The sequence below is a fragment of the Variovorax ureilyticus genome (genome assembly GCF_050632185.1).
Lineage (GTDB): Bacteria > Pseudomonadota > Gammaproteobacteria > Burkholderiales > Burkholderiaceae_C > Variovorax > Variovorax ureilyticus_A.
Genome location: NZ_CP192579.1, coordinates 3,151,049 through 3,161,888, shown reverse-complemented (window position 1 = coordinate 3,161,888; position 10,840 = coordinate 3,151,049). Strand labels below are relative to the sequence as shown.

Here is a 10,840-nt window from a genome sequence, read left to right as displayed (position 1 = left end):
CGCTGTCTGTATAACTGCCCGCACCTTCCAGACCATCGCGGGCAGTCATGAGAGACCAGGCGCTACTCGACAAGATCGACCTCCACCTAATCAGGGTTCTACACACCGTGTTGACCGATCGCAGCGTCTCGCGTGCAGCCATCCGATTGGGGATGTACCAGCCCGCCGTGTCCGCCGCCCTCAAGCGGCTGCGCGAGCTCTCGGGCGACCCGCTGCTGGTGCGCTCCGGCTCGGGCATGGTGCCGACCGACGCGGGCCTGCGCATGATCGAGCCCGCGGCGGCGATCCTGCGCTCGGCCGAGATGCTGTTCAGCGACGCGCGCGGCTTCGATCCGCAGACGGCGCAGACCACCTTCCGGATCGCCGCGAGCGACTACATGGACCCGCTCTTCCTGCCGCAGCTCGTCGCGCGTATCAAGAGCCAGGCGCCGATGTGCCACATCGAGATCCATCCGCTGTCGTCCGATTCGGACTACCACGCGCATCTGTCGCTCGGGCAGGTGGACGTGGTGATCGGCAACTGGCTCAAGCCGCCGGAAGACCTGCACATGGCGCGGCTCTTCGGCGACGACATCGTCTCGCTGGTCAACAAGGACCACCCGGCGGTGCGGCGTGGCTGGGACTTCGAAAGCTGGCTCTCGGCCGAGCACATCGCGCCGACGCCCACGCACCCCGGTGCGCGCGGGATCATCGACCAGATGCTCGACGAGATGGGCCGCCAGCGGAACATCACCGCGCGTTGCGCGCACTTCGGGCTGATCCCGGACATGGTGGCGTCGAGCCTTCTGGTGCTCACCACCGGTCGCCAGTACTGCGAGCGTTTCGTCGACCGGCTGCCGCTCGCGATCCTCGAATGCCCGGTGCCGTTGCCGCGCCTCATGTACTACCAGCTGTGGCATGAGCGCACCCATTCATCGAGCTCGGCGCGCTGGCTGCGCGAGCGGACCAAGGAAGTGGCCGCGTCGTTGCGGCCCTTGGCGGCGGCCGCCGCCGCAAGCGGCACGGGATAGACCTGGATTTCTTCGCGCCGGGCGTCGCGAAGCAGCACGAAATCACGCCATCGACCCATAAAGACTCGGAGACAAGACGATGAACCGGACAGAACAAGTGCTCGACCTCGGCGGGCAGGACCTCTCACGACAGCGCACTTCGCCCGCCGCCAAAGGCTGGGCCGAACGCCTCTTCAAGCTCGAGGAACACGGCACCACCGTGCGCACCGAGATCGTGGCGGGCCTCACCACCTTCCTCACGATGGCCTACATCATCTTCGTGAACCCGACGATCCTCGGCGACGCGGGCATGCCCAAGGATGCGGTGTTCGTCGCCACCTGCCTGATCGCGGCGCTCGGCACCGCGATCATGGCGCTCTACGCCAACTACCCGATCGCGCTCGCGCCGGGGATGGGGCTCAACGCCTACTTCGCCTACGTGGTGGTGCTGCAGATGGGCTTCACCTGGCAGGCGGCATTGGGGGCGGTGTTCATCTCGGGGTGCCTGTTCCTGCTGGTCACGGTGTTCAGGGTGCGCGAGCTGATCATCAAGGGCATCCCGCATTCGATACGCGTCGCGATCACGGTCGGCATCGGGCTCTTCCTCGCGATCATCGCGCTCAAGAGCGCCGGCATCGTCGCACCGTCGAAGGCCACCTACATCACGCTCGGCGACCTGCACACGCCGCAGGTGGTGCTGGCGACCATCGGCTTCTTCCTGATCGTGGTGCTCGACCGGCTCAAGGTGCCGGGCGCGATCCTGATCGGGATCGTCACGGTCACGGTGCTCTCGTTCTTCTTCGCGGGCAACACCTTCCACGGCATCTTCGCCGCGCCCCCTCGATCGCGCCGACCTTCCTGCAGCTGGACATCAAGGCGGCGCTGTCGGGCGGCATTCTCAACGTGGTTTTGGTGTTCTTCCTGGTCGAGCTGTTCGATGCGACCGGCACGCTGATGGGCGTCGCGCGCCGGGCGGGTCTCCTGGTGCCGGGGCGGATGGACCGCCTCAACAAATCGCTCCTGGCCGACAGTGGCGCGATCTTCGCCGGCTCGCTGCTCGGCACCTCGAGCACCACCGCCTATGTCGAAAGCGCCGCGGGCGTGCAGGCCGGGGGCCGCACGGGCCTGACCGCGCTCACCGTGGCGGTTCTGTTCCTCGCCGCGCTGGTCATTTCGCCGCTCGCCGGGGCGGTGCCGGCCTATGCGACCGCGCCTGCTCTGTTCTTCGTGGCATGTTTGATGCTGAAGGAACTGACGGAACTGGAATGGGAGGAAACGACCGAGGTCGTGCCCGCCGTCGTGACGGCGCTGACCATGCCCTTCACCTATTCCATCGCCAACGGGTTGGCGTTCGGCTTCATCTCCTATGCGGTGCTGAAGCTGTTCACCGGCCAGGCCAGGCAGGTCCACTGGATGGTCTGGCTGATCGGCGGCGTGTTCCTCTTCAAGTTCATCTACATAGGCGGACACTGACGACAATATGGCGATCGCCGAGAGGCGATTCAGGGCTCACACACAACCCACAGGCCAGGCATAGGCATGACAATCCATAGACTGCAGCTAGCGCACATCACCAAGCGCTACCCCTCGGTGGTCGCCAACAGCGATGTGTCGCTCGCGGTGGCGCCGGGCGAAACCCACGCCGTGCTCGGCGAGAACGGCGCGGGCAAGTCCACGCTGATGAAGATCATCTACGGCTCGGTCAAGCCGGATGAAGGCAGCATCATGTTCAACGGCAACCCCGTGAACGTGCGCAACCCGCAGGAGGCGCGGGCGCTGGGCATCAGCATGGTATTCCAGCATTTCAGCCTGTTCGACACCCTCACGGTGGCCGAGAACGTCTGGCTCGGCCTCGAAAAGAGCCTGTCGCTCGCCGAAGTGGCCCGCCGCGTCGAGGCCAAGGCCGGCGAATACGGGTTGGACATCGACCCCTCGCGCCCGGTGCACACGCTCTCGGTCGGCGAGATGCAGCGCGTCGAGATCATCCGCGCGCTGCTCACCGATCCCAAGCTGCTGATCCTCGACGAGCCGACCTCGGTGCTCACGCCGCAGGCGGTGCAGAAGCTCTTCGTGGTGCTCAAGAAGCTGGCCTCCGAAGGCTGCAGCATCCTCTACATCAGCCACAAGCTCCACGAGATCCGCGAGCTGTGCACCGCGTGTACCGTGTTGCGCGGCGGCAAGGTCACCGGGGTGTGCAACCCGCAGAACGAATCGAACGAATCGCTCTCGCGCCTGATGATCGGCGCCGAGCCGCCGCCGCTCACGCACCGGCCGGTGCATGCGGGCGGGGTGGCACTCAAGGTCAAGGCGCTGACGTTGGCGCGCGAGGACCAGTTCGGCGTCGATCTCGACGGCATTTCGCTCGACGTGCGTTCGGGCGAAGTGGTGGGCATCGCCGGTGTTTCGGGCAATGGCCAGAAGGAGCTGCTCTACGCGCTTTCGGGCGAAGACACGCGCGCCGAGGCCGGGATGATCGAAGTCTTCGGCAAGGCGGCGGCGCACTTCCGGCCCCGCCGGCGCCGCGCGCTGGGCCTGCATTTCGTGCCCGAGGAACGCCTCGGACGCGGCGCGGTGCCCACGCTCGGGCTCGCGCACAACCTGCTGCTCACGCGCAGCAACGCGGTCGGCCGAGGCGGGTGGATTCGCACCCGCGCGCTGAACCAGCATGCGGCCGACATCATCAAGCGCTTCAACGTGAAGGCCGGTGGGCCGAGCGCGGCGGCGCGGTCGCTGTCGGGCGGCAACCTGCAGAAATTCATCGTCGGTCGCGAGATCGACGCCAACCCGAAGATCTTCATCGTCTCGCAGCCGACCTGGGGCGTGGACGTGGGCGCCGCGGCGCTGATCCGCGGCGAGATCCTCGCGCTGCGCGACGCGGGCTGCGCGGTGCTGGTGGTCAGCGAAGAACTCGACGAACTGTTCGAGATCAGCGACCGGCTCTACGTGATCGCGAAGGGGCGGCTGTCGCCCTCGATCGACCGCGCCGCCGCCACGGTGCCGCAGATCGGCGAGTGGATGAGCGGCCTGTGGGACAAGTCGCGCCATGCCGCCGCGGCGCCTTCGGAGGTGGCCCATGCTTAAGCTCGAACCTCGCCCGCAGTTGTCGCGCTTCTGGAGCTACGGCTCGCCGATCCTGGCGCTCTTGATCACGGTGCTGATCGGCATGGCGCTGTTCGCCGCGCTCGGCAAGGACCCGGTCAAGGGCCTGCTGGTTTTCTTCTGGGAGCCGATCAAGAGCGGCTACGCACTCGGCGAGCTGATGGTCAAGGCAACGCCGCTCCTGATCATCGCGCTCGGGCTCGCGGTGTGCTTCCGCGCCAACGTGTGGAACATCGGCGCCGAAGGGCAGTTCGTCTTCGGCGCGATCGCGGCCGGTGGCATGGCGCTGCTGGCCGACAAGAACACCAGCCAGATGATCGTCGTCGCCATCCTGATCGCAGGCGTCCTGGGCGGCATGGCGTGGGCGGCCATCGTGGCGTTCCTGCGCGACAAGTTCAACGCCAACGAGATCCTCGTGAGCCTGATGCTGGTGTACGTCGCGACGCTGCTGCTCGGCTACATGGTCTACGGACCGTGGAAGGACCCGCATGGCTACAACTTCCCGCAGACCAAGACCTTCGAGGCGGTGACGCAGATCCCGCGGCTCATGAAGGGCTCGCGCGTGAGCATCGGTCTCGTCATCGCGCTGCTCGGGGCGGGCGCGCTCTGGGTGTTCCTGTTTCGCACGCGCGCGGGCTTCGCGCAGCAGGTGGGCGGGCTCGCGCCGGCGGCGGCGCGCTATGCGGGCTTCTCGGCGCGGCGCGCGGTGTGGATCGCGCTGCTCACCTCGGGCGGCGCGGCCGGTCTGGCCGGTGCACTCGAAGTCGCAGGGCCGCTCGGGCAGCTCACGCCGTACGTGCCGGCGGGCTACGGCTTCGCCGCGATCATCGTCGCCTTCGTCGGGCGGTTGCATCCGGTGGGGATGATCTTCTCGGCGGTGCTCATGAGCATGTTCTATATCGGCGGGGAACTGGCCCAGTCGCGCCTCGGGCTGCCGAAGTCGCTGACGGGTGTGTTCCAGGGCCTGCTGCTCTTCACGCTGCTGGCCTGCGACACGCTGATCGCCTATCGACTTCGGCGCAAGGTGGCGCCGAAGGCGGTGTCGGCGACGCCCGGCACTTCTTCGCTGCAAGCCAGTACGCCGTTGACGGCGCCTGTTGCACGTCCCACCGAAGGAGCCGCATGATGGAAAGCTACGCACTTCTCCTGGGGTCCACCCTGAGCGCCGGCACGGTGCTCGCGATCGCGGCGCTGGGCCTCCTGATCAACGAGAAGGCCGGCATCGTGAACCTCGGCGCCGAGGGCATGATGCTCTGTGCCGCCATCGCGGGCTTCGCGACCGTGGTCACCACGCACAACACCTGGCTCGGCTTCCTGGCCGGCATGGCCGCGGGCGCGCTGCTCGCGGCCTTCTTCGGCGTGCTGGTGATCTGGCTCAACACCAACCAATACGCCACCGGGCTCGCGCTGAGCCTCTTCGGTGTCGGCTTCTCGGCCTTCGCGGGCATCAACTTCGTGCAGGCCAAGCTGCCGGCGAGCACCTCGTATGCGCTGCCGGTGCTGGGTGATCTTCCGCTGATCGGCCCGGCGCTGTTCCAGCATCACCCGATGGTGTACTTCGCGGTGCTGCTCACCTTCGGGCTGATCTGGTTCCTCTACCGCACGCGCTCGGGCCTGGTGCTGCGCTCGGTGGGCGAATCGCCGGAGTCCTCGCACGCGCTGGGCTATCCGGTGCGGCGGATCCGCTTCCTGGCGGTGATCGCGGGCGGTGCGCTGTGCGGACTCGCGGGGGCGTACCTGTCGACGGTCTACACGCCGCTGTGGGTCGAGGGCATGGTCGCCGGCCGGGGCTGGATCGCGCTGGCACTGACCACCTTCGCGACCTGGCGGCCGATCCGCGTGTTGCTCGGCGCGTACCTGTTCGGGGGCGTCTCGATGCTCGGCTTTCACCTCCAGAGCACGGGGGTCCAGGTGCCCAGCCAGTTCCTGAGCATGCTGCAGTACATCGCGCCGATCGTGGTGCTGGCGCTGATCTCGCGCAACCCCGCGTTCATCCGCGCCAACATGCCGGCTTCCATAGGAAAACCGTTCTACCCCGGCTCATAGAGAGTTCTCGCGCAGCAGCGCTTCGGAATTCGCCTTCGGAGCGGCCGTGCGGCTCATAATCGCGTTTCGTTTTGTTTCGTCGCCAACCCGTCCTTTTGAGGATTTCAAACAATGAATGATCTGAACAAGCGCACCCTGCTCAAGCTGGCCGCTCTGACGGCGGTCGCTTCCGCCGCCCTCGTCGGCTGCGGCAAGAAGGAAGAGGCGCCGGCCCCCGCGCCGGCCGCTCCGGCGCCTTCGGCGGCGGCTCCCGCGCCCGCCGGGCCGCTGAACATCGCCTTCGCTTACGTCGGGCCGGTGGGCGACGGCGGCTGGACCTTCGCGCACGACACCGCCCGCAAGGCAATCGAGAAGGAATTCGGCGACAAGATCAAGACCACCTACGTGGAGAGCGTGCCCGAGGGCGCCGACGCCGAGCGCGTGCTGCGCGACATGGTCAGCCAGGGCAACAAGCTGATCTTCGGCACCACCTTCGGCTACATGGAGCCGATGCTCAAGGTCGCGGCCGACAACAAGGACGTCAAGTTCGAACATGCCACCGGCTACAAGACCGCCGAGAACATGCGCACCTACGACAGCCGCACGTATGAAGGCGCGTACATGGCCGGCATCATCGCGGGCGCGATGACCAAGACCAACACGCTCGGCGTGGTCGGCTCGGTGCCGATCCCCGAAGTGCTGCGCAACATCAACAGCTTCACGCTGGGCGCGCAGTCGGTCAATCCGAAGATCACGACCAAGGTGGTGTGGGTCAACGAATGGTTCAGCCCGCCGAAGGAAACCGAAGCGGCCACCGCCCTCATCAACGGCGGCGCGGACGTGCTGTTCCAGAACACCGACTCGCCGGCGGTGCTCAAGACCGCGCAGGAAAAGGGCAAGCGCGCCTTCGGCTGGGACTCGGACATGACCGCCTATGGCCCGAAGGCCCACCGGCCTCGTCGATCATCAACTGGACCCCGTACTACACCAAGGCCGTGCAGGACGTGCTCGACGGCAAGTGGACCACCGGCCAGAGCTGGTGGGGCGTGAAGGAAGGCGCGATCGATCTCGTCTCCATCGCCGAGGACGTGCCGGCCGAAACCAAGGCCAAGGTCGAGGAGGTCAAGAAGGGCCTGAAGGACGGCAGCTTCGCGATCTGGAAGGGCCCGATCGTCGGCCAGGACGGCAAGGAACTCGTGGCAGCCGGCACGGTCGCCGACGACAAATTCCTGACCGGCATCAACTTCTACGTCAAGGGCGTCGAGGGCTCGGTGCCCGGCGGCGAGAAGAAGTAAGCAGGAAAGACTGGACGCTTCCGGCACGAAGGGGTTGCTCATGGGCAACCCCTTTTTGTTTCAGGCCCCAACGATGATCGAAAAAGAACTTTGGCATCCGGTTGCTCTTGCGAGCGATGTGGCGGATGCCCTGCTCGCAGTGCGCCTGCTCGGCGAAGACCTCGTGCTGTGGCGCGACGGCGCCGGCGCGGTGCACGCCTGGGCAGATCGCTGCCCGCATCGCGGCGCGAAGCTGTCGCTCGGCCGCGTGGTCGAAGGCGAGGGCGGACCGCAGCTCGAATGCCCCTACCACGGCTGGCGCTTCGAATCCGGCGGCCGGTGCGTGCATGTGCCCGCGCTGCCGACCTTCGTGCCGCCGGCCACGAACTGCGCGACGACCTATGCGGCGTGTGATGCAGGCGGGCTCGTATGGGTGCGTATCGATGTCCCGGCCGAAGGCGAACCGCCCGTGCCCGTGTTCGCTGCCGAACACGACGCCGGCATGCGCAAGATCGACTGCGGCCCCTACGACGTCGAGACCAGCGCGCCGCGCATCGTCGAGAACTTCCTCGACATGGCGCACTTCGGTTTCGTGCACGAAGGCTGGCTCGGCGCACGTCACATGGCGGTGATCGAGGACTACCGCGTCGAGCCCACGCCCAACGGTCTTCTCGCCACGGGCTGCAAGGCGTGGCAGCCGCAATCGACCGTCAACTCGACCGCCCCCGCGCAGGTCGAATACAGCTATGAAGTCACCGCCCCGTACATCGCGGTCCTGACCAAGGTGCCTGATGCCGTGAGCGTCGGCCTCGACGACTACCGCGAATCCATCGCGCTCTACATCTGCCCGATGGAGCACGAGCGCTGCCGCGTGTGGTTCCGCTTCGCGACCTCGGACTTCACACGCGATGAAGCCTCGGTGCGCGCGTTCCAGGACACCATCTTCCTGCAGGACAAGCCGGTGCTGGAGTCGCAAAGCCCCAAGCGCCTGCCGCTCGACCTGCGCGCCGAACTCCACACCGTGGCCGACAAGGCTTCGTCCCTCTACCGCCGCCATCTGAAGACGCGCGGCATCACCTTCGGAGTCTGCTGATGAACACCTTCTCCCGCACCGTTCCGCCCGTGGCTGCGGACCGCCTGCCCGACCTGCTGCGCGCCATGCCCAAGGCCGAGCTGCACATGCACATCGAAGGCTCGCTGGAGCCCGAGCTGATCTTCGCGCTCGCCCGGCGCAACGGGGTCTCGATCCCCTATGCGAACGTGGAAGACCTGCGCCGCGCCTACGCCTTCACCAACCTGCAGAGCTTTCTCGACATCTACTATGCGGGCGCGAGCGTGCTGCTCAAGGAACAGGACTTCTACGACATGGCCTGGGCCTACCTCGAACGCGCAGCCGCCGACAACGTGGTGCGCACCGAGATGTTCTTCGACCCGCAAACCCACACCGAGCGCGGCGTGTCGATGCAGACGGTGGTCGACGGCCTGCATCGCGCCTGTGTCGATGCGAAGTCGAAGCTCGGCGTGGATGCCGAGCTGATCATGTGCTTCCTGCGCCACCTGAGCGAAGACGACGCCTTCGCCACGCTGGAACAGGCGCTGCCATTGCGCGACCGCTTCATTGGCGTCGGCCTCGATTCGAGCGAGCTGGGCCATCCGCCCGAGAAGTTCGCGCGCGTGTTCGCGCGCTGCCGCGAACTGGGCTTCCATCTCGTCGCGCACGCGGGCGAGGAAGGTCCACCGGCCTACGTCTGGAGCGCGCTCGACGTGCTCAAGGTCGAACGCATCGATCACGGCGTGCAGAGCACCAAGGATCCGGTACTGATGAAGCGGCTCGCGCGGGACCGCATTCCGCTCACGGTGTGCCCGCTCTCGAATCTCAAGCTCTGCGTGTTTCCCGACCTGGGCCAGCACAATCTGCGCGAGCTGCTCGACGGCGGACTGGTCGCCACCGTCAACTCCGACGACCCGGCGTATTTCGGCGGCTACATGAACCGGAACTTCACCGAGACCTTTGCCGCCACCGGGCTCACCGCGCAGCACGCGTGGCAGCTCGCGGCGAACAGCTTCGAAGGCAGTTTCACCGACGCGGCGACCAAGCGCAGCTACGTCGACCGGCTGAGCGCCGTCTTCGACAGCTTCGCCTGAGTGCGCGCCGGGCTCGCAAGCAGTGGCAGCGCCACCAGCGCGCACGCCGCCCCGGCGAACCACACCATCGGCCAGTCCTGCCAGGCGAGCAGGTGCGGGATCGACCACGGCGTGATGAAGCACGCGACGAACACGCTGGTGTTGGCCATGCCGAGCGCGGTGCCCGCGCGAGCCGGACCCGAGAAGGTGGCGAGCTCGGTGTACCCCACGCCGTGCCACGCGGAGACGCACACGCCGCAGACCAGGACGAGCAGAACCAGCAGCGCGCGCGATGCGAGCGAGGCGGCGGCCGCACCTTCGGCCGATAGCGCGACAAGGCCCAGCGCCACGAAGAGCCCCGCGCTCAGCGTGCTGCATGCGCGCAGGTAGACGGGCCGGTTCCGTCGGCGATCGGTCCAGCGGCCGCTCCACACGCGCATCGCCATTGCGCCGATCTGGACACCGACCATCGTGGCGGTGATCGCCGCGAAGCCGACGTGGCCGAAGTCGTGGAGAAAGACCGTGCCGAAGGACAGCACGGCGAATTGCGGCGCGCACAGGATGCCGATGCCCACGACGATGCGCCACACCCGTGCATCGCGCAGCGGCCCGCGATCCGGCGCTGCGGCAACGGTGGGCGCGGCCTGCTGCGCGATCGGCGGCTCATGCACCCATCGCCATGTCAGCCAGCCACTGAGCAGGCAGAGGCCGGCCAGGAAGGCGTAGAGCGCCGCGAATCCCGCATGCAGTGCGATGGCGGGCAGCAGCAGCGCCCCGATGCCGCCGCCGAGCGGCACCGCGGTCTGCCGGATGCTCATCGCAAGGCCGCGCTCGCCCTCGGCGAACCAGCCCATCACGGCCCGGCCGCTGGCGCCGTTGACGCTGCCGCCCAGCAGCCCCACGAGCAGCAGCCCGGTGCCGAGCCAGCCAGTCCCCGGCACGTGGCCCGGTCGCGGCGCGGCCAGAAGCGCCATGGCGATCAGCGCCAGCGCGGTCGATCCGAGGCCGGTCAGCAGCACGGGGCGGTCGCCCCAGCGGTCGGTCAGCAGGCCCCACGGCAGCTCGCTGACCGCGATGCCCAGGCCGATGAGGCCGAGCATCAGGCCGAGCGTGGCGTTGTCGAGCTGATACCCGGCGCGCATGACCACGGCGGTCATCGGAATGCCGCTGAAGGCGACGGAAAAGGCGGCATTGGCCGCGACGCCGGCCGCGAGGATCTTCCAGCGATGGCGGTGGGTGGAGAAGGAGGGATGTTGCATCGTGCGGCGCAGTGTGGGTTGCCTGCACTGTTTTGAAAATCAGAAAATAATCAACCATCAGTTCCGAAAA

At 67.2% G+C, this 10,840-nt stretch carries 7 protein-coding genes and 2 pseudogenes; 8 read left to right on the top strand and 1 reads right to left on the bottom strand.

Annotated elements, in window-relative coordinates; translation table 11 throughout:
- The first annotated feature begins 47 nt into the window (after window positions 1-47).
- The 8 genes and pseudogenes from ACQ858_RS15605 to ACQ858_RS15570 all read left to right on the top strand — a co-directional run bounded on the left by ACQ858_RS15605 (window position 48) and on the right by ACQ858_RS15570 (window position 9,532).
- Entirely contained in the window at window positions 48-1,010 is a 963-nt protein-coding gene (locus ACQ858_RS15605; protein WP_431273593.1) for a LysR family transcriptional regulator, read from the top strand.
- A 79-nt stretch (window positions 1,011-1,089) separates the two neighbouring features.
- A pseudogene (locus ACQ858_RS15600) lies at window positions 1,090-2,462 on the top strand (NCS2 family permease).
- A gap of 66 nt (window positions 2,463-2,528) precedes the next feature.
- Window positions 2,529-4,070, top strand: coding sequence for an ABC transporter ATP-binding protein (locus ACQ858_RS15595; protein ID WP_431273592.1), 1,542 nt, complete (start codon window positions 2,529-2,531; stop codon window positions 4,068-4,070).
- On the top strand, window positions 4,063-5,214 hold the full coding sequence (locus tag ACQ858_RS15590; protein WP_431273591.1) for an ABC transporter permease: 1,152 nt from the start codon (window positions 4,063-4,065) through the stop codon (window positions 5,212-5,214). Before ACQ858_RS15595 ends, ACQ858_RS15590 begins: the two co-directional genes overlap by 8 nt.
- Complete coding sequence (locus tag ACQ858_RS15585) at window positions 5,214-6,134, top strand: ABC transporter permease (RefSeq protein ID WP_431273590.1); 921 nt, start codon at window positions 5,214-5,216, stop codon at window positions 6,132-6,134. The genes ACQ858_RS15590 and ACQ858_RS15585 overlap by 1 nt, the downstream gene beginning before the upstream one ends.
- Before the next feature lie 111 nt (window positions 6,135-6,245).
- Window positions 6,246-7,408: pseudogene (locus ACQ858_RS15580) on the top strand (BMP family ABC transporter substrate-binding protein).
- Between the two features lie 73 nt (window positions 7,409-7,481).
- The gene (locus tag ACQ858_RS15575) at window positions 7,482-8,480 is read left to right on the top strand and encodes a Rieske 2Fe-2S domain-containing protein (RefSeq protein ID WP_431273589.1); all 999 of its coding nucleotides are present in this window, start codon (window positions 7,482-7,484) and stop codon (window positions 8,478-8,480) included.
- Window positions 8,480-9,532 (top strand): adenosine deaminase, encoded by a 1,053-nt coding sequence (locus ACQ858_RS15570; RefSeq protein ID WP_431273588.1) that lies wholly within the window; start codon window positions 8,480-8,482, stop codon window positions 9,530-9,532. The genes ACQ858_RS15575 and ACQ858_RS15570 overlap by 1 nt, the downstream gene beginning before the upstream one ends.
- On the opposite strand, the gene ACQ858_RS15565 is transcribed toward ACQ858_RS15570, so the two are convergent.
- Window positions 9,490-10,770 carry an MFS transporter gene (locus ACQ858_RS15565; RefSeq protein WP_431273587.1) on the bottom strand — a complete coding sequence of 427 codons (1,281 nt, stop codon included), beginning with the start codon at window positions 10,768-10,770 and terminating at the stop codon, window positions 9,490-9,492. The two genes, ACQ858_RS15570 and ACQ858_RS15565, sit on opposite strands and share 43 nt — an antisense overlap.
- Between the last annotated feature and the right edge of the window lie 70 nt (window positions 10,771-10,840).